We start from the raw sequence: 26,098 nt of genomic DNA on the forward strand, positions 1-26,098 counted from the left end.
ATATAAAACAACAATATATTACACAACAACATATACGGGAATGAATTATGGGAGAGGTGATATCTCTCTGGCCATTGACGGGGATCGCCGTCATCGTGGTCGGATTTTTTTTACGTTTTAATCCGGTATTGGTGGTTATTATTGCCGGGATCGTCACGGGACTGGCGGCGCATATGCCGATCGCCACCATCCTCGAGAAGCTGGGTGAAGGTTTTCTTAACACCCGCAACCTGCCGTTTATCCTGCTGATCCCGCTGGCGGTTATTGGCCTGCTGGAACGCCACGGACTCAAAGAGCGTGCTCAGGCGTGGATTGCTAAAATCCGCAGTGCCACCAGTGGCCGTCTGCTTATTGTCTATCTGTTCATTCGCGAAGCGACTGCTGCGTTAGGGTTGACCAGTCTGGGGGGGCATCCGCAGATGGTGCGCCCGCTGCTGGCGCCAATGGCGGAAGGGGCCGCCGAGAAAAATCACGGCGAGATACCCGGCGCGGTTCGCTATCGCCTGCGCGCAATGTCAGCTGCGACCGATAACGTTGGGCTGTTTTTCGGTGAAGATATCTTTGTTGCCTTCGGCGCGATCATATTCATGCACAACTTTATGCTGGAGTCTGGTGGGATCCAGACCGAACCGCTGCATATCGCCTTGTGGGGGATCCCAACGGCAATTTGTGCTTTCCTGATCCACGGCACGCGTTTGTGGCGTCTGGATAGCTATTTGCAACGTGAGGTGGCGAAAGCGAATGCCGCAGCGAAAGGGGAAGCGAAATGAATTTTCAACAAAGCTATCTCTACTGGCTGGCAGGTGCGGTATTACTGATTGTGGCGCTGATGTCCTGGCAGGACAAAGCAAACCCGCGCCGCTTTACCACAGGCCTGTTTTGGGGCATATATGGCGTACTGTTTCTGCTTGGTGACTGGACATACTCGCTGTTTGGCGATAAACGCGCAGTGCATATTGCCGTTGGCGTTGCGGTGGTCGTGCTGGCCCTGATCGCGGGTTTTGGCGGTGTGAAGCTGGGAAGCTACCATCAACGCACGCAGCAACAGCGCGAAGAAAGCGCCAGCCGCCTGGGCAACCGCCTGTTTTTCCCGGCATTAGCGATCCCGGTGGTAACGGTCATTGGCGTACTGATGTTCAACCATATTCCGGGCTTACAGGATGCGCTGTTCGGGCCGGGTAATCACGCCACGCTGGTGACGCTCTTTTCAATGACAGCGGGCTCGTTGATTGGTCTGGCGATGGCGATAAAAATGACCCATGAGCGGGTGCATCAACCGATTCAGGAGGCGCGCCGTCTGCTGGACTCCATTGGCTGGGCGTTCATTCTGCCGCAGATTCTGGCTACGCTCGGGCTGCTGTTTACAGCGGCCGGTGTGGGTAGCGGCATTTCATATCTGACGCAGGAATATCTGGCGGTGGATAGTCGCTTTATCGCGGTGGCGGTGTACACCATCGGCATGGCATTGCTGACCATGGTCATGGGTAATGCGTTTGCTGCTTTCCCAATCGTGACTGCTGGGATTGGTATTCCGATCCTCGTACTGCAACACGGCGGCAATCCAGCGGTAATGGCGGCGATTGGTATGTTCTCTGGCTATTGCGGGACGTTGATGACGCCAATGGCGGCGAACTTTAATATTGTTCCAGCAGCGCTGCTGGAGCTACCGGACAAAAACGCGGTGATTAAAGCGCAGGTGCCAACCGGCGTACTGCTGCTACTGGTCAACGTGTTCCTGATGTATTTCCTGATGTTCCTGTAAGGAGGAAGGATGAAAACAGTACTCATCACGGGATTTGAACCCTTTGGCGGCGAGTCAGTTAACCCTTCCTGGGAAGTGGTCTCGAGCCTCGACAATGCTATTATCGGCGGATGCCGCGTTATTGCCCGCCAGCTGCCGTGCGTCTTTGGCGAGTCTCTCGCCGTACTCAATGCCGCGATTGACGCGTTGTCGCCATCTCTGGTGCTGGCGGTGGGGCAGGCGGGTGGTCGCACGGATATCACCGTGGAACGCGTGGCGATTAACGTTGACGATGCGCGTATTGCAGATAACCAGGGACAACAGCCGGTCGATGTGCCGATTGTAGTCGATGGCCCGGCGGCATGGTTTAGTACGCTGCCGATCAAAGCGATGGTTGTCGCCATGCGCAACGCGGGAATTCCGGCCTCGGTTTCCCAGACTGCGGGCACTTTCGTGTGTAACCACGTGATGTATGGCCTGCTGCATAAACTACGCGACGTACCGGCGGTGAAGGGCGGCTTTATTCATATCCCTTATTTGCCGCAACAGGCTGCACAGCATCCCGGGGCGCCAAGTATGGCGACAGAAACGGTGCGCCGTGCGCTGGAGATTGCGATTGCCACCGCCTTGCAGGTGGAAAGCGATATCGCAGTGACGGGCGGCGCAACACATTAACAAAGGAAAGTATTATGCCTGAAGGCCCGGAGATCCGCCGCGCGGCGGATAACCTGGAGGCGGCAGTCAAAGGCAAACCCCTGACGGATGTCTGGTTTGCCTTTGAGCAGTTAAAACCGTATCAATCTCAACTGATTGGGCAACGTGTTACCCAGCTTGAAACGCGGGGTAAAGCATTGCTGACCCATTTTTCTAATGGCCTGACGCTGTACAGTCACAATCAGCTCTATGGTGTGTGGCGAGTGGTGGATACCGGCAAAATTCCGCAAACTTCGCGGGTACTGCGCGTCAGTCTGCAAACACACGACAAAACAATTCTGCTCTATAGCGCATCTGATATCGAAATGCTGACGCCAGAACAGCTCACCACCCATCCGTTCCTGCAACGGGTAGGGCCGGATGTACTGGATTTACGTTTAACGCCCGATGAGGTTAAAGCGCGTCTGTTATCTCCGCGTTTTCGCAATCGCCAGTTTTCTGGTCTGCTACTGGACCAGGCGTTTCTGGCGGGATTAGGTAACTACCTGCGGGTAGAGATCCTTTGGCAGGTTGGGTTGACCGGGCAGCATAAAGCGTCGCAGCTTAGTGATGAGCAACTGGATAAACTGGCACATGCGCTGCTTGATATTCCGCGCCTGTCTTATAACACCCGTGGCCTGGTCGATGAAAACAAACATCACGGTGCGTTGTTTCGCTTCAAGGTCTTTCATCTGGACGGTGAAGCCTGTGAGCGCTGTGGTGGAATCATCGAAAAAACGATGCTCTCTTCGCGCCCCTTTTACTGGTGTCCGGGATGTCAGCACTAAGCGGGCTGTTTTGGCGCGTGCACCGAAATAAAGCGCGCGACTGCGGGGCCAGTTAACAAAATGCTGAACAGTCGCAGGGTTTGCATCGCCATGATGAGCGCCATATCAGCGTGGCTTCCTGCGGCGATCACCGCAACAGAATCCACTCCTCCAGGACTGGTTGCCAGATAGGCAGTGAGAAAGTCGATCTGCATGTAATGCGCCAGCCCCCAGGCCATGGCGGCGCAGATCGCCATCAGTGAAAAAATGGACAACAGGATCTGCGGCAGTGGTCGTAATGCCATTAAAAAGATCTGCTTATCAAAGCCAAGACCGATTTGCCAGCCAATTGACATGTAGGCTATCGCCAGCAGCCACTCCGGCAGTTCAATCACCATCACTCCGCTTGCATTCAGCATGGCACCCACCAGCATTGGCAATAGCATAACGCCAGAGGGAATACGCAGTAGGCGTCCAGCCGTGCCGGCAATGGCGGCCAGCATCAGAGTGTTGAAAAGATTGCCGCTTAGCGGCGGAAACCAGATGATTTGTTCACTGATCGTTTGGGCCTGGTCGCCCATCACCAGCCGGGTGACCAGCGCAGCCGCGCCGACCACCAGCAGTACGCGCAGATACTGCATAAATGCCACCAGCCGGATGTCGGCTCCATAATCTTGGGCCATTGCGACCATTGCCGCTGCACCGCCTGGCGACGAGCCCCACGCACCGGTATTCCCCGGTAGATTACTGTAGCGAACCAGCAGCCAGCCGATTATCGCGCTGCTGATAAGGGTTGCCAGCAGGATAACAATCACCATCGGCCAGTGGGCTGCAAGGGTTGTAAAGATTGAACCGGTCAGATTTTGGGCAATCATGCAGCCGAGAATCGCCTGTGCGCCAAGAAATGTGCAGCGAGGAGGATGCAGCGAGATGCCGCGCATACTGAAAATGATGCCGACGATCATCGAACCGAGCAGCAAGGGGCCTGGAAGATGGATAAACAGAAAGAGCAGGGAAAGAAGGAGCGATAGCACAAACAACAGGCTCCACTGCAAAACAGGCATCCCATGCTCCTGAGTAAAATGTGAGAAATCTCAGTAAATCATAGAGAAAGCACGATAAGAATAAAATAATGTGGATCAAATAAAAACAGGCCGGACATAGGTATCACTGCTTTATCCGGCCTGGGAGCGTTTATAACTTTAAGCCGGACAAGCGCTAGCGCCATCCGGCAGACAATTAACGCTTAATATCAGACTTAAAATCGCGCTTGTCGTAGCCGGTGTACAGCTGACGCGGACGCGCGATTTTCATGCCGTCGGTGTGCATTTCGTTCCAGTGTGCAATCCAGCCAACGGTACGTGCCATGGCGAAGATCACGGTGAACATGGAGGACGGAATGCCCATCGCTTTCAGGATGATGCCGGAGTAGAAGTCTACGTTCGGGTAGAGTTTCTTCTCGATGAAGTACGGGTCGTTGAGCGCAATGTGCTCAAGTTCCATCGCCACTTCCAGCAGATCATCTTTGGTACCCAGTTCTTTCAGCACTTCGTGGCAGGTTTCACGCATGACGGTAGCGCGCGGGTCATAGTTTTTATAAACACGGTGACCAAAGCCCATCAGGCGGAAGGAATCATTCTTGTCTTTCGCGCGGCGAACAAATTCCGGAATGTGTTTAACAGAGCTGATTTCTTCCAGCATTTTCAGCGCAGCTTCGTTTGCGCCACCGTGAGCCGGTCCCCACAGGGAAGCAATACCGGCTGCGATGCAGGCAAACGGGTTAGCGCCAGAAGAGCCCGCGGTACGTACGGTAGAGGTTGAGGCGTTCTGTTCGTGGTCAGCGTGCAGGATTAAGATACGGTCCATTGCGCGTTCCAGGATAGGATTCACTTCGTATTTTTCGCACGGCGTAGAGAACATCATGTTCAGGAAGTTACCGGCGTAGGAGAGATCGTTACGTGGGTACACGAACGGCTGCCCGATGGAATATTTGTAGCACATCGCTGCCATGGTTGGCATTTTGGACAGCAGGCGGAAGGCGGCGATTTCACGGTGACGCGCGTTGTTTACATCCAGCGAGTCATGATAGAACGCTGCCAGCGCTCCGGTTACACCGCACATAACGGCCATCGGGTGAGAGTCGCGGCGGAAACCGTGGAACAGACGGGTGATCTGCTCGTGGATCATGGTATGGCGAGTGACTGTGGTTTTGAACTCGTCGTACTCTTCCTGCGTCGGTTTTTCGCCGTACAGCAGGATATAACACACTTCCAGATAGTTGGACTCGGTCGCCAACTGGTCAATCGGGAAGCCGCGATGGAGCAAAACACCTTCGTCACCGTCGATGAAAGTAATTTTGGATTCGCAGGATGCGGTAGAGGTGAAACCTGGGTCAAAAGTAAACATCCCTTTTGAGCCAAGGCTACGAATATCAATAACATCTTGACCGAGCGTACCTTTCAGCACATCCAGTTCAATAGCAGCGTCACCATTTAGAGTGAGTTTTGCTTTAGTATCAGCCATTTACGGTCTCCTTAGCGCCTTATTGCTTAAGACTGCCGGAACTTAAATTTGCCTTCGTGCATCAATAAACCGTTACCAGTTTGTTATTTGGCTCGCCGCTCTGCGAAAGAGGGGATGACCTGGGTACAGAGCTATGGGCGCTTGCAGGTAAAACGGTCTTTTCATGGCGAATAAACTGCAAATCAAGAACTTAGCAATCCGAATTATTTAACCTGTCTATCACTAATAACTGTCCTGAAGGTATTGGTCAATACTTCCACACTGTTACATAACTAAATCTCCGGTGAAAGAGTGACCCCATAACTTTTACGCATTATATGCTTTTTCTGGTGTCGTTTGTAACAACTTTGTTTAATGATTGTCAAATCAGATGATTAAAAATTAAAATAATGTTGTTATCGTGACCTATGTCACTGTTCGGGATAAAACCCGACAAACTATATGTAGGTTAATTGTAATGATTTTGTGAACGTCCTATACTGCCGCCAGGTCTCCGGAATACCCTGCAATCCCGAGCCAACCAGCGTTGTAACGTGTCGTTTTAGCATCTGGAAGCAGTGTTTTATATGACGCGTAGTTATAGTAAGGACGCTGTCTGACCCGCACGCAGACCGGAGGAAGGAAATCCCGTCGTCTTTCAGGCTACAGGTGTCTTCATCTTCTGTACCCGAAGTCTAAAGGGAATAATAAGAACAGCATGTGGGCGTTATTCATGATAAGAAATGTGAAAAAACAAAGACCTGTCAATCTGGATCTGCAAACGATCCGGTTCCCAATCACGGCGATAGCGTCCATTCTCCATCGCGTATCCGGAGTGATCACCTTCGTGGCGGTCGGGATTCTGTTGTGGTTATTGGGTACCAGCCTTTCCTCCCCTGAAGGTTTCCTCACCGCGTCATCCATTATGAATAACTTCTTTGTAGAGTTAATTCTGTGGGGGATCCTGATTGCGCTGGCATATCACGCCGTAATGGGCATTCGCCATCTGTTGATGGATTTTGGCTATATCGAAGAAACCCTCGAAGCAGGGACACGCTCCGCCAAAATTTGTTTCGTTATCATTGTCGTGCTTTCACTTCTCGCAGGAGTCCTCGTATGGTAAGCAACGCCTCCGCATTAGGACGCAACGGCGTACATGACTTCATTCTGGTCCGTGCTACCGCTATCGTTCTGACGTTATACATCATCTATATGGTCGGTTTCTTCGCCACCAGCGGCGAGCTGACGTATGAAGTCTGGACCGGTTTCTTCTCATCGGCATTCACCAAAGTCTTCACCCTGCTGGCACTTTTCTCCATCTTGATTCATGCCTGGATCGGCATGTGGCAGGTGTTGACCGACTACGTTAAACCTCTGGCTGTGCGCCTGATTCTGCAACTGGCTATCGTCGTTGCGCTGGTGGTTTACGTCATTTATGGATTTGTTGTGGTGTGGGGTGTGTAATGAAACTGCCAGTCAGAGAATTTGATGCTGTTGTGATTGGTGCCGGCGGCGCAGGTATGCGCGCGGCGCTGCAAATTTCCCAGAGCGGTCAGACCTGTGCGCTGCTCTCCAAAGTGTTCCCAACCCGTTCCCATACCGTATCCGCGCAGGGTGGCATCACCGTTGCGCTCGGTAATACCCATGAAGATAACTGGGAATGGCACATGTACGACACCGTTAAAGGGTCGGACTACATTGGTGACCAAGACGCTATTGAATATATGTGTAAAACCGGTCCGGAAGCGATTCTGGAGCTGGACCACATGGGGCTGCCGTTCTCTCGCCTCGACAATGGCACAATTTATCAACGTCCGTTTGGCGGCCAGTCGAAGAACTTCGGCGGCGAGCAGGCGGCTCGTACAGCGGCAGCGGCCGACCGTACCGGTCATGCACTATTGCACACGCTGTATCAGCAGAACCTGAAAAACCATACCACCATCTTCTCCGAGTGGTATGCGCTGGACCTGGTGAAAAACGCCGATGGCGCAGTTGTCGGTTGTACCGCGCTGTGTATCGAAACCGGTGAAGTGGTTTACTTCAAAGCCCGTGCGACCGTGCTGGCCACCGGCGGTGCTGGCCGTATTTATCAGTCCACTACTAATGCCCACATCAATACCGGTGACGGTGTTGGTATGGCTATCCGCGCTGGCGTGCCGGTGCAGGATATGGAGATGTGGCAGTTTCACCCAACCGGTATCGCCGGTGCTGGCGTTCTGGTAACAGAAGGCTGCCGTGGTGAAGGTGGCTACCTGCTGAACAAACACGGTGAGCGCTTCATGGAGCGTTATGCCCCGAATGCGAAAGACCTGGCGGGTCGTGACGTGGTGGCGCGTTCCATCATGATCGAAATTCGCGAAGGTCGCGGCTGCGACGGCCCGTGGGGTCCACACGCCAAACTGAAACTCGACCACCTGGGTAAAGAAGTGCTGGAATCCCGTCTGCCGGGCATTCTCGAACTGTCTCGTACCTTTGCTCACGTTGACCCGGTCAAAGAGCCGATTCCGGTTATCCCAACCTGCCACTATATGATGGGCGGTATTCCGACCAAAGTCACTGGCCAGGCGCTGACCGTGAATGAGCAGGGTGAAGATGTGGTGATCCCTGGGCTGTTTGCCGTCGGCGAAATCGCCTGCGTATCGGTTCACGGCGCCAACCGTCTTGGCGGCAACTCGCTGCTGGACCTGGTCGTATTTGGTCGTGCGGTTGGTCTGCACCTGCAGGAATCTATCGCTGAGCAGGGTGACCTGCTGGATGCGACCGAAGATGAAATCGACGCTTCTCTGGCGCGTCTGAACCGCTGGAACGGTAACCGTAACGGTGAAGACCCGGTGGCGATTCGCAAAGCGCTGCAAGAATGTATGCAGCATAACTTCTCGGTATTCCGCGAAGGCGATGCGATGGCGAAAGGTCTGGAAGAGCTGAAAGCGATCCGCGAACGCCTGAAAAATGCCCGTCTGGACGATACCTCCAGCGAGTTCAACACCCAGCGCGTTGAGTGTCTGGAGTTGGATAACCTGATGGAGACCGCGTACGCCACTGCAGTATCTGCAAACTTCCGTACCGAAAGCCGTGGCGCGCATAGCCGCTTCGACTTCCCGGAACGTGATGATGAAAACTGGCTGTGCCATTCCCTGTACCTGCCAGAATCGGAATCCATGACGCGACGTCAAGTCAATATGGAACCGAAGCTGCGCCCGGCATTCCCGCCGAAGATTCGTACTTATTAATGCGGAGACAGGACAATGAAACTCGAGTTTTCAGTTTATCGCTATAACCCGGATGTTGACGACGCTCCGCGCATGCAGGATTACACCCTGGAGGCGGAAGAAGGGCGTGACATGATGCTGCTGGATGCCTTGATGCAGCTGAAAGAAAAAGATCCGTCGCTGTCGTTTCGTCGCTCCTGCCGTGAAGGGGTTTGTGGCTCCGACGGTCTGAATATGAACGGCAAAAATGGACTGGCCTGTATCACTCCTATTTCTGCGCTGAATCAGCCGGGCAAAAAAATTGTCATTCGCCCGCTGCCGGGTTTACCGGTTGTGCGCGATTTGGTGGTAGACATGGGGCAATTCTACGCACAGTATGAGAAGATTAAGCCTTACTTGTTGAATAATGGGAAAAATCCGCCAGCTCGTGAGCATTTACAAATGCCAGAGCAGCGTGAGAAGCTCGATGGGCTGTATGAATGTATTTTGTGTGCATGCTGCTCAACGTCCTGCCCATCATTCTGGTGGAACCCGGACAAGTTTATTGGCCCGGCAGGCCTGCTGGCAGCGTATCGCTTCTTAATTGATAGCCGCGATACCGAGACCGACAGCCGCCTGGAAGGTTTAAGCGATGCTTTCAGCGTATTCCGCTGCCATAGCATCATGAACTGCGTCAGCGTATGTCCGAAAGGACTGAACCCGACGCGTGCCATCGGCCATATTAAGTCGATGCTGCTCAAACGTAGTGCGTAAGTTGTTGTAGTGGTTGCCGGATGGCGACGTAGCGTCTTATCCGGCCTACGGGTTATGTACCTTGTAGGCCTGATAAGTGAAGCGCCATCAGGCAATATAAGTGCAGGAAACCTCTAAAAACTGCCACATTATTAGACAGTTTTTAAAGGTTCCTTAGCGGACGCAGAAAACACGACAGTCCGCAACAAGTGAACCCCGGCACGCACATCGGTGTGCGTGGTAGTATCCACGGCGAAGTAAGCATACAAATGCTTAAGGGATCACGATGCAGAACAGCGCTTTGAAAGCCTGGTTGGACTCTTCTTACCTCTCTGGTTCTAACCAGAGCTGGATAGAACAGCTCTATGAAGACTTCTTAACCGACCCTGACTCGGTAGATGCTAACTGGCGTTCGACGTTCCAGCAGTTACCTGGTACCGGAGTCAAACCGGATCAACTCCACTCAAAAACACGTGATTATTTCCGTCGACAGGCGTTGATTACCCCACGTTACTCTTCTTCTATTTCCGACCCTGATGCCAATGTGAAGCAGGTTAAAGTCCTGCAGCTCATTAACGCCTATCGTTTCCGCGGTCATCAGCATGCGAATCTCGATCCGCTGGGACTGTGGCAACAAGAAAATGTGGCCGATCTGGACCCGTCTTTCCACGATCTGACCGATGCGGATTTCCAGGAAAGCTTTAACGTAGGTTCTTTTGCCGGCGGCAAAGACACGATGAAGCTGAGCGACCTGGTTGTCGCGCTGAAACAAACCTACTGCGGCCCAATTGGCGCCGAGTATATGCACATCACCAGCACCGAAGAAAAACGCTGGCTTCAGCAGCGTATCGAGTCTGGCCGTGCCGCATTCAGTAGCGAAGAGAAGAAACGCTTCCTTAGCGAACTGACTGCAGCAGAAGGTCTGGAACGCTACCTGGGCGCTAAGTTCCCGGGTGCAAAACGCTTCTCGCTGGAAGGCGGTGATGCGTTAATCCCAATGCTCAAAGAGATGATCCGCCACGCCGGTAACAGCGGTACCCGTGAAGTGGTACTGGGCATGGCGCACCGTGGTCGTCTGAACGTTCTGGTTAACGTACTGGGCAAACGCCCGCAGGAACTGTTCGACGAATTTGCGGGCAAACATAAAGAACACCTCGGCACCGGTGACGTGAAGTACCATATGGGCTTCTCGTCTGATATCGAAACCGAAGGCGGCCTGGTACACCTGGCGCTGGCGTTTAACCCGTCGCACCTGGAAATCGTTAGCCCGGTAGTTATCGGTTCCGTACGTGCACGTCTGGATCGTCTGGACGAGCCGAGCAGCAATAAAGTCCTGCCAATCACCATTCACGGTGATGCGGCAGTTACCGGGCAGGGCGTGGTTCAGGAAACCCTGAACATGTCGAAAGCGCGTGGTTACGAAGTGGGCGGTACCGTTCGCATCGTTATCAACAACCAGGTGGGCTTCACTACGTCTAACCCGCTGGATGCGCGTTCTACACCGTACTGTACCGACATCGGTAAGATGGTTCAGGCGCCGATTTTCCACGTGAACGCGGATGACCCGGAAGCGGTCGCTTTCGTGACCCGCCTGGCGCTGGATTTCCGTAATACCTTTAAACGCGATGTCTTCATCGATCTGGTGTGCTACCGCCGTCACGGCCACAACGAAGCCGACGAGCCGAGCGCAACCCAGCCGCTGATGTATCAGAAAATCAAAAAGCATCCGACCCCGCGCAAAATCTACGCTGATAAGCTGGAAGCGGACAAGGTCGCCACGCTGGAAGATGCGACTGAAATGGTCAATCTGTACCGTGACGCGCTGGATGCTGGCGAATGCGTAGTGAAAGAGTGGCGTCCAATGAACATGCACTCCTTCACCTGGTCGCCGTACCTCAACCACGAGTGGGATGAAAACTACCCGAACAAAGTTGAGATGAAGCGTCTGCAGGAGCTGGCAAAACGCATCAGCACTGTACCTGAAGCGGTTGAAATGCAGTCGCGTGTTGCCAAGATTTACGGCGACCGTCAGGCCATGGCCGCAGGCGAGAAGCTGTTTGACTGGGGTGGTGCAGAGAATCTGGCTTACGCCACGCTGGTTGACGAAGGCATTCCGGTCCGTCTGTCTGGTGAAGACTCCGGTCGCGGAACCTTCTTCCACCGTCACGCGGTAATTCATAACCAGGCCAACGGTTCAACCTACACTCCGCTGCAGCATGTGCATAACGGACAAGGCACCTTCCGCGTATGGGACTCCGTACTGTCTGAAGAAGCCGTGCTGGCGTTCGAGTATGGTTATGCCACAGCAGAACCGCGCACGCTAACCATCTGGGAAGCACAGTTCGGCGACTTCGCCAACGGTGCGCAGGTCGTTATCGACCAGTTCATCTCTTCCGGTGAGCAGAAATGGGGCCGTATGTGCGGTCTGGTTATGCTGCTGCCGCACGGCTATGAAGGTCAGGGTCCGGAGCACTCCTCCGCGCGTCTGGAACGTTATCTGCAACTTTGCGCTGAGCAAAACATGCAGGTTTGCGTCCCGTCTACCCCGGCGCAGGTTTACCACATGCTGCGTCGTCAGGCGCTGCGAGGTATGCGTCGTCCGCTGGTGGTGATGTCACCGAAGTCGCTGCTGCGTCATCCGCTGGCGGTGTCTACGCTGGACGAACTGGCAAATGGTACTTTCCTGCCAGCCATTGGCGAAGTAGATGAACTTGATCCTAAAGGCGTGAAGCGTGTCGTGATGTGTTCTGGTAAGGTTTATTACGACCTGCTGGAGCAACGCCGCAAGAACGACCAAAAAGATGTCGCCATTGTGCGCATCGAACAGCTCTATCCGTTCCCGCATAAAGCGGTGCAGGAAGCGCTGAAACCATTTGCTCACGTACATGATTTTGTCTGGTGCCAGGAAGAGCCGCTCAACCAGGGCGCATGGTACTGCAGCCAGCATCATTTCCGTGAAGTAATTCCATTTGGGTCAGCTCTGCGTTATGCAGGTCGCCCGGCCTCTGCCTCTCCGGCAGTAGGGTATATGTCCGTTCACCAGAAGCAGCAACAAGATCTGGTAAATGACGCGCTGAACGTCGATTAAATAAAGGATAAATAATGAGTAGCGTAGATATTCTTGTTCCCGACCTGCCTGAATCCGTAGCGGATGCAACGGTTGCAACCTGGCACAAAAAACCGGGCGATGCAGTACGTCGTGATGAAGTACTGGTAGAAATCGAAACTGACAAAGTGGTACTGGAAGTACCGGCATCAGCGGACGGTATTCTTGATGCGGTTCTGGAAGATGAAGGGACAACCGTCACTTCTCGCCAGATCCTCGGTCGCCTGCGTGAAGGCAATAGCACCGGTAAAGAAACCAGTGCTAAGTCTGAAGAGAAAGATTCTACTCCGGCACAGCGCCAGCAGGCGTCTCTTGCTGAGCAGAACAACGATGCCCTGAGTCCGGCGATCCGTCGCCTGCTGGGTGAGCATAACCTCGAAGCCAGCGCTATCAACGGCACCGGTGTCGGCGGTCGTATCACCCGTGAAGATGTTGAAAAACATCTGGCGAAAGCTCCGGCTGCGAAAGCCGAAGCAAAAGCCCCGGCTGCAGCACCTGCACCGCAGGCTCAACTGGGCGCGCGTGGCGAAAAACGTGTTCCGATGACTCGTCTGCGCAAACGCGTAGCAGAGCGTCTGCTGGAAGCGAAAAATTCTACCGCCATGCTGACCACGTTCAACGAAGTCAACATGAAGCCAATCATGGACCTGCGTAAGCAATACGGTGATGCGTTCGAGAAACGCCACGGTATCCGTCTGGGCTTTATGTCTTTCTACGTGAAAGCGGTTGTTGAAGCGCTGAAACGCTATCCGGAAGTGAACGCGTCCATCGACGGCGATGACGTGGTTTACCACAACTACTTTGATGTCAGCATGGCGGTCTCCACGCCGCGTGGCCTGGTCACGCCGGTCCTGCGTGATGTGGATCTGCTGGGTATGGCTGACATTGAGAAGAATATTAAAGAACTGGCAGTTAAAGGTCGCGACGGCAAGTTGACGGTCGAAGATCTGACGGGTGGTAACTTCACCATCACTAACGGTGGTGTGTTCGGTTCCCTGATGTCTACGCCGATCATCAACCCACCGCAGAGCGCCATCCTGGGTATGCATGCCATCAAAGATCGTCCGATGGCGGTAGACGGCAAGGTTGAAATCCTGCCGATGATGTATCTGGCGCTGTCTTATGACCACCGTCTGATCGATGGTCGTGAGTCAGTAGGCTTCCTGGTAACCATTAAAGAGTTGCTGGAAGATCCAACGCGTCTGCTGCTGGACGTGTAGTTAATAAGAGTATCACCTGCCCCGTAGGTCTGGACGCTTATCAGACCTACGGGTAAAAGATAACGATTACCTGAAGGATGGACAGAACACATGAACTTACATGAATATCAGGCAAAACAACTTTTTGCCCGCTATGGCTTACCGGCACCGGTGGGTTATGCCTGTACTACTCCGCGTGAAGCCGAAGAAGCTGCATCTAAAATCGGTGCTGGCCCGTGGGTAGTGAAATGTCAGGTTCACGCTGGTGGCCGTGGTAAAGCGGGCGGTGTGAAGGTGGTAAACAGCAAAGAAGACATTCGCGCTTTTGCTGAGCACTGGCTGGGTAAACGTCTGGTTACTTACCAGACAGACGCCCATGGTCAACCGGTAAATCAGATTCTGGTTGAAGCCGCGACCGACATTGGTAAAGAACTCTACCTCGGCGCAGTTGTTGACCGTAGCTCCCGTCGCGTGGTCTTCATGGCCTCTACCGAAGGCGGCGTGGAAATCGAAAAAGTGGCGGAAGAAACCCCGCATCTGATCCACAAAGTGGCGCTCGATCCGCTGGCAGGCCCGATGCCTTACCAGGGGCGTGAGCTGGCGTTCAAACTGGGTCTGGAAGGTAAACAGGTTCAGCAGTTCACCAAGATCTTCATGGGTCTGGCGACTATCTTCCTGGAGCGCGATCTGGCGCTGATCGAAATCAACCCGCTGGTTGTGACCAAGCAGGGTGACCTGATCTGCCTCGACGGCAAACTGGGCGCTGACGGCAACGCACTGTTCCGCCAGGCTGACCTGCGCGAAATGCGCGACCAGTCTCAGGAAGATCCGCGTGAAGCGCAGGCTGCACAGTGGGAACTGAACTACGTTGCGCTGGACGGCAACATCGGTTGTATGGTTAACGGTGCGGGCCTGGCAATGGGCACCATGGACATCGTTAAGCTGCACGGCGGCGAACCGGCTAACTTCCTCGACGTTGGCGGCGGTGCGACCAAAGAGCGTGTAACCGAAGCGTTCAAAATTATCCTCTCTGATGACAATGTTAAAGCCGTACTGGTTAACATCTTCGGCGGTATCGTACGTTGTGACCTGATCGCTGACGGTATCATCGGCGCGGTAGCAGAAGTAGGTGTAAACGTTCCGGTCGTGGTACGTCTGGAAGGTAACAACGCTGAACTCGGCGCGAAAAAACTGGCTGATAGCGGCCTGAATATTATTGCAGCGAAAAGTCTGACGGATGCAGCTCAGCAGGTTGTTGCCGCAGTGGAGGGGAAATAATGTCAGTTTTAATTAATAAAGATACCAAGGTTATCTGCCAGGGCTTCACCGGTAGCCAGGGGACATTCCACTCTGAACAAGCGATCGCTTACGGTACGCAAATGGTCGGTGGCGTTACGCCGGGCAAAGGCGGCACCACGCATCTGGGTCTGCCAGTGTTCAACACCGTACGTGAAGCGGTAGAAGCGACCGGCGCAACCGCCACCGTTATCTACGTTCCGGCCCCGTTCTGCAAAGACTCCATTCTGGAAGCAATCGATGCAGGCATCAAACTGATTATCACCATCACCGAAGGTATCCCAACGCTGGATATGCTGACCGTGAAAGTGAAGCTGGATGAAGCTGGCGTACGCATGATCGGCCCGAACTGCCCAGGCGTTATCACTCCGGGTGAATGTAAAATCGGTATCATGCCGGGCCACATTCACAAGCCGGGTAAAGTGGGTATCGTTTCCCGTTCAGGTACCCTGACCTATGAAGCGGTTAAGCAGACTACCGACTATGGTTTCGGCCAGTCTACCTGTGTAGGCATCGGTGGTGACCCGATCCCAGGCTCTAACTTCATCGACATCCTGAAGCTGTTCCAGGAAGATCCGCAGACTGAAGCGATCGTCATGATCGGTGAGATCGGCGGTAGCGCGGAAGAAGAAGCGGCTGCTTACATCAAAGATCATGTAACCAAGCCGGTTGTAGGTTACATCGCGGGTGTGACTGCGCCGAAAGGTAAGCGTATGGGGCACGCGGGTGCGATCATCGCGGGTGGTAAAGGTACAGCGGATGAGAAATTCGCTGCGCTGGAAGCTGCAGGCGTGAAAACTGTTCGTAGCCTGGCCGATATCGGCGAAGCGCTGAAAACCGTTATTAAGTAAGAAATAAAAAAACAGCCCTGACTCTCTGCATAGTTAAGGGCTGGTCCCGTTTCGACATGGTTGGCCATCTGATGATGGCCTTTTTTATGTCTGCAATTCATCTTTTGTCTGTGCGTTATTTTTATAACCTGCTTAAAGCTATACGATTTTTCTTCTGTAGGTAATAACCATCATGGCATTCAATATTTATCTTGCAATTTGATCATAATCATCTGCATAAATGAGATTATTTTTTGCGGTGAGCATCATTCTTTCTCCTGATGAAATTCTGCATATTACCGGCTTTAATTTCATTAATGCCGGAGGATACCGTGTCGTTGAAAATCCAGGATGATTACCTACAACGTTTTTTCTCGATAGCAAAAGTATTCTCCAGTGCGACTGGATTAGCCACTGTTGTGGTTGATGTTAGCGGAAAAACTCTCTCGGATTGCCATAACTTTAATTCGTTCTGCACATTAATGCGGGCGGATGAACGCTATTGTGTGAGTTGCCAAAAGTGCGACAAGTATTGTGCTTTTGAAGGATTAAAACACCTTAAACCCAGAATACTCAGCTGTCACGCAGGGCTAAGTCTGTTTTCTATGCCATTAATTCGTGAGGGGCATCTGTACGGTTTTATGCTCTGTGGGCAGGTGCGGGCAAAATATCAGGAATATAAAACTATCGTTATTGATAATGAATGCTCATGGATGGATGAACCAAAAATAAAAGCTGAATGGAGTCAGGTAGCGGTAGTAGATAATAATGCGCTGGTGGCATCAGCTAATTTATTAAGTTTTATTATTGATAATTTCGAGACAGAACAGCAGCAATCGGATGAGTTTGTTATTCCGCCGACCAGTTACACGCGTCATTATTTTACAGAACCTTCCCGACACGAAAAAAAGCTTCTGGCAGCGTTGCGTTATATTGATGAGAATTTATATAGTGAATTATCTCTGGAATCCGTAGCGGCTCATGTCTGCTTAAGCGCAAACTATTTCAGCCGTTTTTTTAAGAAACGGCAGGGCGTTAACTTTAAAACCTGGGTGAATCAGAAAAAAATGCAAAAAGCGGGGGAGTTATTGCACGATCCCATTCATTCAATAGACAGCATTGCCCGGAAACTCCAATACGCACAAACCAGTTACTTTTGCCGCGTTTTCCGGGCGGCGCATCAAACGTCGCCCCAGTCTTTTCGTCATGCCAGACTGTCGCAGTAAAGGTTTTCTGGCAGCGTGATGGCTTCAGGGATAAAAGAGAGCCGATCGCTCAGGGTTACCACATCACCAATCACTATCAGCGCAGGGGGGAGAATGTTAGCTTCCTGCGCCTTGCTCAGTAGTGAACCGAGCGTACAGGTCAGTCGGCGTTGGTTATCCCGGGTGGCGGACATAATTAGCGCTGCAGGTGTATCTGCCGATTTTCCACCCATCAATAATTCCTCACAGATAAACGCCAGATTGGCGATACCCATGACGATAACCAGCGTACCATTCAGTTTGGCCAGCTGACGCCAGTCCTGCTGTTGGTTGCCCTCCCGCGTATGACCGGTTACCACGTGAAATCCCGAGGCGAAATCGCGGTGTGTTACCGGAATCCCGGCATAGGTCAGGCCACCAATAGTTGAGCTGATACCCGGCACCACTTCAAACGGGATTCCCGTCTCGACAAGATCCTCAACTTCTTCAGCCCCACGTCCAAAAACATACGGATCGCCGCCTTTCAGACGCACAATATTATTGTGCGTTTGGGCATACCGGACAAGCAGTGCATTGATTTCATCCTGCGGTACACAATGGAAGCCTGGGTTTTTGCCGACATTGATAAGCAGACAATCAGGTAATGCCCATTCCAAAATTTTAGGATTGACCAGCCGATCGTAAATAATGACATCAGCCTGTTTAATGCACATCATTGCTTTGAGGGTAAGTAATGAAATATCACCGGGACCTGCCCCAACGAGCCAGACCTTTCCGAAAGCTTTCACATTGTGTCCTTTATCACATCATTCAAAAAAAGGCAGAAACTACATCAAGGAATGATAAAAAGCAGTCGTTTGCCCGTAAGTTATAACGTGAAATTATCCAAAATTATCGCACTGATAATATTGATTAATCTCGCAAAGTTTTTTCTTCAATAAACAAGATAACTTGAAAAATTATTAAGAACTTATTGGCACTATTTGCTTGGGTTTAACCTTATTTAAATTGTGTTTATTGTTGCCCTTGAGTATTATCGGTTAATATTTATCCGCCATCAGTGTGAGCAAATCATGGATTGGATCAATGACATTAATGGATGAAATAAAATATAACTCTCGGTGCTTATCTGGGTATCTTGAATTATTTTTTATAAATTAAACTATTTTTGCACGCTGCATATGGAAGAGGTTATGAGAGGAAAAATACCTAAGACGGAGTTGCTGGTAACTTTTGAAGTTGTTGCGCGTCACGAAAGTTATACCCGGGCAGCTGAAGAGCTGGCTTTAACACAAAGTGCTGTTTTCCGCCAGGTAAATGCACTGGAGGATTTTCTCAATACCGCGCTATTTAATCATGCCAAAAAACGCATTTTTTTAAATGCGGCTGGCAAACACTATTTAAGTATCGTTAAAGAAACGTTAAATAAACTTGAACGAGATACGACGACGATAATGACCTGGCAGCCAACGGTACAGGTTATTGAGCTGGCGGTGAATCCGACGTTCAGCACGCACTGGCTGATCCCAAACCTGCGTGAATTTAACAAACTTAATCCTGATATTATCGTGAACATTCATTCCCTGGCGAATATTGGTGATTTTCTCAATCGAGAGTATGACGCGGCAATTATGCGTGAAGACTTTTATTCGCCATGGTCAGGGGTTGAGTACCTGTTTGAAGAGGAAATTCTGCCGGTATGCAGCCGCTGTTTGCTGGCCGAACCGGAACGAAAACTGGCGGTGAACGAATTACTAAACGAATTTCCGCTCTTGCACCAAAGTACGCGCATCAAAGGGTGGCAGGAGTGGTTTGCGCTGTCAGATATCAGCAGTCCGCTGGTGAATAAAGGTCCGAGATTTGATTTGTTATCGATGCTGATCGCGGCGGTCCGTTCTAATCTGGGCGTTGCGCTGCTCCCGCGTTTTGCCATTCAGCACGATCTGGACAGTGGTGATATGGTCATTCCTTGCGATGTTCCAATGCGTACCGGGAATCGATTTATTATGACGTGGCGTGAAGAGAAATCAGAGTCCGAACATTTACAGATCTTTCGTAACTGGCTGTTGAATAAATCGGTGGTGTCGCCTGTTTGATGGCGATGGCATAACATTGGAACCGGCCTACAGCTCTGCGAACTGTAGGCCGAGTGATTACCAGTCGATCCCAACCTGCGCCTGAATCCCGCTGTCAAACGCGTGCTTGACCGGACGAATTTCACTGACCGTATCGGCCAGTTCCAGTAGCAGCGTATGGCATCCGCGTCCGGTAACGATGACGCTTTGCTCCGCAGGGCGATTTTCGATGGCGTTGATAACCTCCTGCGTATCAAGGTAGTGGTAAGCCAACATGTAAGTAAGCTCATCAAGTATCACTAAATCGTAATGCGCATCAGCCAGCATGCGCTTACTTTCCTGCCATACGACCGTTGCCGCCTCGATATCTGCTTGCCGATTTTGGGTTTCCCAGGTAAATCCGGTGCCCATAATATGGAACTCGACACCGAGGGGGTGCAGTGTGTTGTACTCGCCATTATCCCACTGACCTTTAATAAACTGCGCGATGCCAACGGTTTTTCCGTGACCCACTGCGCGCGTTGCCGTGCCAAAGGCTGCGGTTGATTTTCCTTTTCCGTTGCCGGTGAAGACAATCAGGATCCCTTTCTTCTCCGTTGCAGCCGCTACGCGGGTATCAACCTGTTCTTTCAGTTTCTGCTGACGCTGGCGGTGTCTGTCGTTATTGGCGCGCGCTTCCATGGAAACTCCTTAATGCCCTGCCGGACAAGTTGCGCAGCGATGCTGCTGCTCGAACTGGCTAAAGAAGTTATTGCCTTTGTCATCCACTAATACGAAGGCCGGCATATTTTTAACTTCCATCATCCATACGGCTTCCATTCCCAGTTCGGGATATTCAAGGCACTGCAGGCTTTTCACGTACTGCTGAGCCAGCAGGGCTGCGGCACCGCCAATGCTGCCGAGGCTAAATCCACCGTGTTTGTGACAGGCATCAGTGACCTGCTGGCTGCGGTTACCCTTGGTGAGCATAATGAGGCTGCCGCCTTGTGCCTGGAAAGCATCGACATACCCATCCATGCGCCCGCCGGTGGTGGGCCCCATCGAGCCACAGGCCTGATTTTCCGGGGTTTTGGCGGGACCAGCGTAGTAAACGATATGCTTTTTCATGTATTCCGGCATAGGTTCGCCGTTATCCAGTCGCGCTTTGATGTTCGCGTGGGCGATATCGCGAGCGACAACAATCGGGCCGCTTAACGACAGGCGTGTACCAATGGGCAGAGCGGAAAGGTCATGCAGGATGTCACGCAGCGGACGGTTCAGATCCAGTTGTACGGTCTGAGCGCCGTTTTCTACCCGGTGAGAATCGGGGATAAATTTGCCCGGATTATGCTCGAGTTTTTCCAGCCAGATACCGTGTTTATTAATTTTGGCCTTAATGTTGCGGTCGGCAGAGCAGGAGAGGGCCATCGCGATTGGGCAGGAGCCGCCGTGGCGCGGTAAGCGAATTACGCGGATATCGTGGGCAAAGTATTTGCCGCCAAACTGCGCCCCGATGCCAAACTCGCGGCTGGCATTGAGCAACTCGGCTTCCAGCGCCGTATCACGGAACGCCTGGCCCAGCTCGTTCCCGCTGGTGGGCAGATTATCGTAATATTTGGTTGAAGCCAGTTTGGCGACTTTCAGCGCCTGGTCGGCGGATAAGCCCCCAACCACAAAAGCGATGTGATATGGCGGGCAAGCGGCTGTACCCAGTGATTTCATTTTTTCGATCAGGAACGCAGTGAGTTTTTCCGGCTGTAGAATGGATTTGGTTTCCTGGTACAGTGCCGCTTTGTTAGCTGAGCCGCCACCTTTATTGACGAACAGGAAACGGTATTCGTTACCTGGGGTGGCGCTAATATCGATTTGTGCGGGCAGGTTGGTCTGGGTATTGACCTCGGTATACATATCCAGCGGGGCATTTTGCGAGTAACGCAGGTTGTTTTCGGTAAAGGTGGAATACACGCCTTTGCTTAATGCTTCTGCGTCATCGCCGCCGGTCCAGACATGTTGTCCTTTGCTGGCCACAATGGTTGCCGTCCCGGTATCCTGGCAGTTGGGCAGTACGCCTTTAGCTGAAACCTCTGCATTGCGCAGCAGCTGCAATGCGACGTACTTATCGTTACTGCTGGCCTGTGGGTCGTGCAAAATGCTGGCAATCTGTTTTAAATGTCCGGCGCGCAGGAAAAATGAAGCCTCATAAAACGCCTGCTGTGCTAACAAGGTTAACGCTTCCGGTGCAACCTTGATCACTTCCTCTCCGTCTAACTCCGTTACCGTAACGTGCTGGTTACTCAGTAATTCATACTCGGTACTATCTTTACTCTGAACAAAGAGTTCCTGCCAGACAAATGGTTTAGACATAGTACTTCTCACCTTTTCATTTTGCCGGATGACGGCGTAAATAAATGCGCTAATCGTAGGCCGGATAAGCGAAGCGCCATCCGGCGTAAAGTTATTTGGCTAAAAAGACATTGGCTTTTGTCGCTTCGGCGACATATTCGATAGTTTGCTGGGCTCGAACGCTGTTACCGGCTGCATCCAGCGGCGGAGAATAGACCGCAATCGCATATTCGCCAGGGACAACGGCAACCATGCCGCCGCCGACGCCGCTTTTCGCCGGGATGCCAACGGTGTACAGCCATTTACCGCTACCATCGTAAAGCCCGGCGATTGCCATTTCTGCCAGCACCTGCGGAACATATTCCTCGTTCAGCAACTGCTTGCCGTTGAACGGAGATTTGCCTTTGTTCGCGAGTACGGCACCCATTTTGGCCAGTTGCTCAACGGTGATATCCACCGAGCACTGGCGGGTATAAATTTCGACGGCTTCGTCAGTGTTGCCATAGAAGCTGTTATAGGATTCCATCAGCTTGGCCAGCGCCTGATTGTGCTGGTTGGTTTCCATTTCAGATTTGAAAACCGGTTCGTTCACGGTGAGAGTGGCATCGGCCCAGACGTTCAGGTTGTCGAGAATTTTGTTCCAACGATCGGTTTTGTCTTTGGCTTCGATCAGGCTAACGGTGCTCATGGCCCCGGCGTTTACCAGCGGGTTTTCAGGCGCGCCTTTGGTCAGTTCAACGGCTAAACCTGAGTTGAATGGCATACCGGTGGCATTGGCGCCAAGTTTATCCAGCACTACCTGAGGACCGTGCTGCTCCATGGCGAGCGCCATGGTGAACACTTTACTCAGGGATTCCATTGGGAAAGGTTTGTTAACATCGCCAACCTGGTAGATCTTGCCGTCCACCGTCGCAATGGTGATGGCAAAATTTTTCGGGCTATAGGTCGCCAGAGCAGGGATGTAGTCGGCGACTTTTCCATCATTGTTACTTTTGTACTTCTGATGAGCCTGTTCTATCAGCTTGGCGTAGTCGGGCGTGGTTTGCGCGAATGTGGTTGCGCTAAACAAGACGCTGAAAGAAAAGAGACTCACGCCGAGAATTGTTTTATTCATTATGCATTCCTGTTGGTGTTGTTGGGAAAACTATCCTGTAGGCCGGATAAGGCGTTCACGCCGCCATCCGGCGTTAACACGGTATAATTGCCGGATGGCAACGCTGACGCGTTTTATCCGGCCTACGATTAGTCGTTCTTCTACTGTCAGGACAAAGCGACTTCCGTTTCGGTAACTGGACGTTCTTGTTCCGGGGTCTTCACCGGCGCAGTTCCACGGCAACCCTGGCCGTAGTGTTCGCCTTCCCAACGGCCCACGATGGCAGCACCCATTGCGTTACTCATAACGTTGGTGGCGGAACGACCCATATCGAGGAACGGATCGACGCCCATCAGCAGAATCAGGCCAGCTTCTGGAATGTTGAACTGGTTCAGGGTTGCAGCGATAACCACCATTGATGCGCGCGGTACGCCTGCCATTCCTTTTGAGGTCAGCATCAGGATCAACAGCATGGTGATTTGCTCGCCCATGCTCAGTTCGATGTTGCACGCCTGGGCAATAAAGACGGTGGCAAATGAGCAATAAGCCATGGAACCGACCAGGTTAAAGGAATAACCGATAGGCAGAACGAAGCTGGCGATTTTTGAAGAAACACCGAATTTTTCCAGCTTGTCCAGCGTACCCGGGAAGGCGGCTTCAGAGCTTGAAGTGGTAAAGGCCAGCAGAGCGGGTTCGAGGATTGATTTAGTTAACCGTGCGATGCAAGGCCCGACGATCATAGTAGACAGGCCAATCAGGATTGCCCACAGCATACCCAATGTCAGGTAGAACTCACCCATGAAGATCCCGGCGCTAACCATCACACCCAGACCACGTTCGGCAATCAGACCTGAAATAGCGGCAAAAACGGTCAGTGGTGCAAACAGCATGACGTAACCCGTCAGCTTCAGCATGACGTGCACCAGTGAATCCAGCACTTTCACGATAGGATCGGCTTTTTCACCAATCGCAGCGAGGCTGCAACCGAGGAAGATTGAGAACACGACGATCTGCAGAATTTCGTTACGCGCCATCGCATCGACAATACTGGTCGGTACCGCGTGTGAGATGAATACTTTCAGCGTGAATGGCTCTGACTTAACGGCGGCAACGGCTCCGACGTCATGTGGCACAAAGTTGATACCTGCGCCTGGCTGGAAGATATTAACGATAACCAGACCCAGTGCAATTGACACCAGAGAGGCGCAAATAAACAGGAAGAAGGTTTTCGAAAATATACGTCCCAGCGTTTTGGCATCGCCCATTTTGGCAATACCCACAACCAGAGTTGAAATAACCAATGGAGCGATAATCATTTTCACCATACGTAAGAATATAGTGGTAAAAATGGAAATATCTGCTGCATAAGATTTTGCTGTTTCAGCCGCGGCCATATTATTTATGGCCACCCCGGCAATCATGCCGAGTATCAGGCCTAATATGATCATCTTCGTTAAACTAATTTTCTTCATGTGTACTCCATCGGATAAAGGCTGGTAATTGGAATTGTGTAGGGTGGCGTGCGCCTGAACCTGGACAGCAGCTCAGACGCACGCCTGTTGTGACCAACCGCATGAATAATTCGAAGCACTGTGATACAGCTGAATTCTGTGCTCCAATGGTTGTTATTGTGTTTTTTTTGTTACAAGTCAAACTCAATACTTAATAATGGAGCGTGTTGCTGCGCACCATAAACATCATTGTCACCGACATTGCCGGAAATAATATCCCGTGGCATGACGATTTTTACGGCATTCGCTGGATCGAACCAGACGATATTGTGAATAAACTCAGGCTCAACATTATATAAACCGGCAATAAGCTGCGGCGTTAATTGCTCGCAGGCTTTTACCCGCTGATAGTCTTCCCTTGTTTTAAATAAAATATCTAAAACTAGTTCGTACGGTCCGGCGTTTTTGGAACGAATTACTTGCGCCAGTGAACAAATTGAGTGTTTCATGCCTGAACTCCTTCTGGCGTCACCTGTTCAATGTGGAAATCAAAACGCAGCGCATCGCTCGCTTCAATCAGGTGATAGATCGAGAACTCATACACCGGTCCACTCTGAATATCAGATGGCGAGAACGGGAAGGCGAGGTTGCCCGCAGTCGCAATGCGATTTTCATAGCCGTAGTGCAGCAGGGTAGAGCGCACCAGAGAGCAAACGCTGTTGGCGATATCCTGCGTTGGCGCGACGACATCCAGTAAAATTCCCAGTTCATGGCCCGCAGTTTTCATCGGCTCATGGTTGCCCATCACACCGTTCTTACCGTACAGGTGGAACGTCATGCGGATACTGTCGTCATTCAGCGAGAGGTTACGTGCCACGCTTGCCTGTACCTCTTCAAGAATCGTGTCAATCCCGGCAATCATAATCGGGTCACGTGTTCCGGCGATGGTCAGGCAACGGAAGCCAACCTGGCGTGCACCTTCCAGTTTCAACGCATACGGTGTTTCTTCATGGCGTGAACCGCTGACATACACTTCGCCCTCGTTAACTTGGGTGAAAGTGCATGCCTTCAGGTTCAGCACACCGCCTGGCCCTGGCAGGAAGTACGGATCTGACTTTTCGTACAGGGTGTGTGCTGCTGCGGAAGTCTCGGTGAACTTACGCTTGGGATTGAACGCCTTCAGCGTAAAGCCGTTATCGTCAATGATTCCCATCGCACAATCTGAGCCGGAACCAGGGGTGGCGGCAATGGCTGCACACTCAAGGATCTTACCGCAATGAAGCGCCAGACCTTCATCAAAGCCCTGCATAATCGGCAGCGCGGCGAAGCAGGCCGGATCGTAGGCACGTCCGCCCAGGACCACCTGTGCACCGGCTTTCAGCGCACGCTGGAAAGGCTCGATGCCCATTTGTGCGACAATGTAGGTGCTCTCTTCAATGGCCTCGTGAGTCAGTTCCGGCACAAAATCGAGCGCAGTGATTTTGCCGTTATCCAGCGCCTGATGAACGATTTCTTTGTCGACATCAGACGGAATTAGCGCCATTGAGAAAGACAGTTTTTCTTCCTGCGCGATCTCATGGATTATCTGGCGACACCACTCCAGATGCGGAGCTGCGCCAGAACCACCAGCTGTGCCGATTACTACCGGGATGTTGTTCTTAACGCCTGCCACAATCATATAGCGCAGATCGCGTTTCACACCAGCCCTGTCAGTAAAGGGTTTACCTGCCCCCAGGTAGTGGGGGCCAGGATCGGAGGAACCTGCGTCAACAGCAATAAGATCCGGTGACTCTTCCATGGCTTTACGAAAACTTTCTTCCGGGAAGCCATAACCCAGGATAGCCGTAGGCGATAAGATCTTAAATGTGCGTGCCATC

22 protein-coding genes and 2 pseudogenes are annotated in these 26,098 nt (G+C 52.0%); 14 read left to right on the plus strand and 10 right to left on the minus strand.

The annotated features are described in order from the left end of the window. Positions 1 to 47 precede the first annotated feature (47 nt). Genes OGY71_RS18925 through nei form a run of 4 tightly spaced genes read left to right on the plus strand, consistent with a single transcriptional unit; the run spans position 48 to position 3,222 of the window. On the plus strand, positions 48 to 770 hold the full coding sequence (locus OGY71_RS18925; RefSeq protein ID WP_286613542.1) for a DUF969 domain-containing protein: 723 nt from the start codon (positions 48 to 50) through the stop codon (positions 768 to 770). After that, complete coding sequence (locus tag OGY71_RS18930) at positions 767 to 1,762, plus strand: DUF979 domain-containing protein (protein ID WP_008784131.1); 996 nt, start codon at positions 767 to 769, stop codon at positions 1,760 to 1,762. Before OGY71_RS18925 ends, OGY71_RS18930 begins: the two co-directional genes overlap by 4 nt. A 9-nt stretch (positions 1,763 to 1,771) precedes the next feature. Beyond that, positions 1,772 to 2,416: a pyroglutamyl-peptidase I gene (gene pcp, locus OGY71_RS18935; RefSeq protein ID WP_003831398.1), complete on the plus strand. Its 645-nt coding sequence runs from the start codon at positions 1,772 to 1,774 to the stop codon at positions 2,414 to 2,416. Positions 2,417 to 2,430: 14 nt separating this feature from the next. Beyond that, positions 2,431 to 3,222 (plus strand): endonuclease VIII, encoded by a 792-nt coding sequence (nei, locus tag OGY71_RS18940; RefSeq protein ID WP_284961799.1) that lies wholly within the window; start codon positions 2,431 to 2,433, stop codon positions 3,220 to 3,222. Here nei and OGY71_RS18945 read toward each other — a convergent pair. From OGY71_RS18945 to OGY71_RS18955, 3 genes and pseudogenes are all read right to left on the minus strand, one after another. Beyond that, entirely contained in the window at positions 3,219 to 4,265 is a 1,047-nt protein-coding gene (locus OGY71_RS18945; protein ID WP_191221700.1) for an AbrB family transcriptional regulator, read from the minus strand. The genes nei and OGY71_RS18945 overlap by 4 nt on opposite strands. A gap of 175 nt (positions 4,266 to 4,440) precedes the next feature. After that, positions 4,441 to 5,724: a citrate synthase gene (locus OGY71_RS18950; RefSeq protein WP_003831404.1), complete on the minus strand. Its 1,284-nt coding sequence runs from the start codon at positions 5,722 to 5,724 to the stop codon at positions 4,441 to 4,443. Positions 5,725 to 5,927: 203 nt separating this feature from the next. Then, a pseudogene (locus tag OGY71_RS18955) lies at positions 5,928 to 6,038 on the minus strand (hypothetical protein). 383 nt (positions 6,039 to 6,421) lie between these two features. On the opposite strand from OGY71_RS18955, the gene sdhC reads away from it, so the two are divergent. The 9 genes from sdhC to OGY71_RS19000 all read left to right on the plus strand — a co-directional run bounded on the left by sdhC (position 6,422) and on the right by OGY71_RS19000 (position 17,301). Next, a complete protein-coding gene (gene sdhC / locus OGY71_RS18960) occupies positions 6,422 to 6,826 on the plus strand; it encodes a succinate dehydrogenase cytochrome b556 subunit (protein WP_003831406.1) in 405 nt (134 codons plus the stop codon). Beyond that, positions 6,820 to 7,167 (plus strand): succinate dehydrogenase membrane anchor subunit, encoded by a 348-nt coding sequence (gene sdhD, locus OGY71_RS18965; RefSeq protein WP_003831408.1) that lies wholly within the window; start codon positions 6,820 to 6,822, stop codon positions 7,165 to 7,167. Before sdhC ends, sdhD begins: the two co-directional genes overlap by 7 nt. Then, positions 7,167 to 8,933 (plus strand): succinate dehydrogenase flavoprotein subunit, encoded by a 1,767-nt coding sequence (gene sdhA / locus OGY71_RS18970; protein ID WP_003831409.1) that lies wholly within the window; start codon positions 7,167 to 7,169, stop codon positions 8,931 to 8,933. The genes sdhD and sdhA overlap by 1 nt, the downstream gene beginning before the upstream one ends. Positions 8,934 to 8,948: 15 nt before the next feature. Further along, positions 8,949 to 9,665: a succinate dehydrogenase iron-sulfur subunit SdhB gene (sdhB, locus tag OGY71_RS18975; protein ID WP_003022921.1), complete on the plus strand. Its 717-nt coding sequence runs from the start codon at positions 8,949 to 8,951 to the stop codon at positions 9,663 to 9,665. Positions 9,666 to 9,930: 265 nt separating this feature from the next. Then, complete coding sequence (gene sucA, locus OGY71_RS18980; protein ID WP_003831411.1) at positions 9,931 to 12,732, plus strand: 2-oxoglutarate dehydrogenase E1 component; 2,802 nt, start codon at positions 9,931 to 9,933, stop codon at positions 12,730 to 12,732. A 14-nt stretch (positions 12,733 to 12,746) separates the two neighbouring features. Continuing rightward, a complete protein-coding gene (gene odhB / locus OGY71_RS18985; RefSeq protein ID WP_003022925.1) occupies positions 12,747 to 13,970 on the plus strand; it encodes a 2-oxoglutarate dehydrogenase complex dihydrolipoyllysine-residue succinyltransferase in 1,224 nt (407 codons plus the stop codon). 90 nt (positions 13,971 to 14,060) lie between these two features. Continuing rightward, positions 14,061 to 15,227, plus strand: coding sequence for an ADP-forming succinate--CoA ligase subunit beta (gene sucC, locus OGY71_RS18990; protein ID WP_003022927.1), 1,167 nt, complete (start codon positions 14,061 to 14,063; stop codon positions 15,225 to 15,227). After that, a complete protein-coding gene (sucD, locus tag OGY71_RS18995; protein WP_003022929.1) occupies positions 15,227 to 16,096 on the plus strand; it encodes a succinate--CoA ligase subunit alpha in 870 nt (289 codons plus the stop codon). Before sucC ends, sucD begins: the two co-directional genes overlap by 1 nt. Before the next feature lie 311 nt (positions 16,097 to 16,407). Further along, positions 16,408 to 17,301 (plus strand): PocR ligand-binding domain-containing protein, encoded by an 894-nt coding sequence (locus tag OGY71_RS19000; protein ID WP_286613544.1) that lies wholly within the window; start codon positions 16,408 to 16,410, stop codon positions 17,299 to 17,301. Here OGY71_RS19000 and cobA read toward each other — a convergent pair. Further along, the gene (gene cobA / locus OGY71_RS19005) at positions 17,280 to 18,068 is read right to left on the minus strand and encodes a uroporphyrinogen-III C-methyltransferase (protein ID WP_267390786.1); all 789 of its coding nucleotides are present in this window, start codon (positions 18,066 to 18,068) and stop codon (positions 17,280 to 17,282) included. The genes OGY71_RS19000 and cobA overlap by 22 nt on opposite strands. A 405-nt stretch (positions 18,069 to 18,473) precedes the next feature. On the opposite strand from cobA, the gene OGY71_RS19010 reads away from it, so the two are divergent. Beyond that, positions 18,474 to 19,376, plus strand: a complete 903-nt coding sequence (locus OGY71_RS19010) for a LysR substrate-binding domain-containing protein (RefSeq protein ID WP_286613545.1) — start codon at positions 18,474 to 18,476, stop codon at positions 19,374 to 19,376. A 57-nt stretch (positions 19,377 to 19,433) separates the two neighbouring features. On the opposite strand, the gene cobO is transcribed toward OGY71_RS19010, so the two are convergent. From cobO to OGY71_RS19040, 6 genes and pseudogenes are all read right to left on the minus strand, one after another. Next, entirely contained in the window at positions 19,434 to 20,036 is a 603-nt protein-coding gene (gene cobO, locus OGY71_RS19015) for a cob(I)yrinic acid a,c-diamide adenosyltransferase (RefSeq protein WP_191221698.1), read from the minus strand. A gap of 9 nt (positions 20,037 to 20,045) precedes the next feature. Next, positions 20,046 to 21,698 (minus strand): class I fumarate hydratase, encoded by a 1,653-nt coding sequence (locus OGY71_RS19020; protein ID WP_003831421.1) that lies wholly within the window; start codon positions 21,696 to 21,698, stop codon positions 20,046 to 20,048. A gap of 91 nt (positions 21,699 to 21,789) precedes the next feature. After that, positions 21,790 to 22,791 carry a glutaminase A gene (gene glsA / locus OGY71_RS19025; protein WP_286613547.1) on the minus strand — a complete coding sequence of 334 codons (1,002 nt, stop codon included), beginning with the start codon at positions 22,789 to 22,791 and terminating at the stop codon, positions 21,790 to 21,792. A 169-nt stretch (positions 22,792 to 22,960) separates the two neighbouring features. Then, positions 22,961 to 24,242: pseudogene (locus tag OGY71_RS19030) on the minus strand (dicarboxylate/amino acid:cation symporter); the annotation flags it as partial. 170 nt (positions 24,243 to 24,412) lie between these two features. Continuing rightward, the gene (locus OGY71_RS19035) at positions 24,413 to 24,730 is read right to left on the minus strand and encodes a DUF4387 domain-containing protein (RefSeq protein ID WP_003831425.1); all 318 of its coding nucleotides are present in this window, start codon (positions 24,728 to 24,730) and stop codon (positions 24,413 to 24,415) included. After that, on the minus strand, positions 24,727 to 26,097 hold the full coding sequence (locus OGY71_RS19040; protein ID WP_003831426.1) for an acyclic terpene utilization AtuA family protein: 1,371 nt from the start codon (positions 26,095 to 26,097) through the stop codon (positions 24,727 to 24,729). Before OGY71_RS19040 ends, OGY71_RS19035 begins: the two co-directional genes overlap by 4 nt. Position 26,098 lies beyond the last annotated feature (1 nt).

The organism is Citrobacter sp. Cpo109 (assembly GCF_030332565.1).
In the GTDB taxonomy this organism is placed as follows: domain Bacteria; phylum Pseudomonadota; class Gammaproteobacteria; order Enterobacterales; family Enterobacteriaceae; genus Citrobacter; species Citrobacter portucalensis.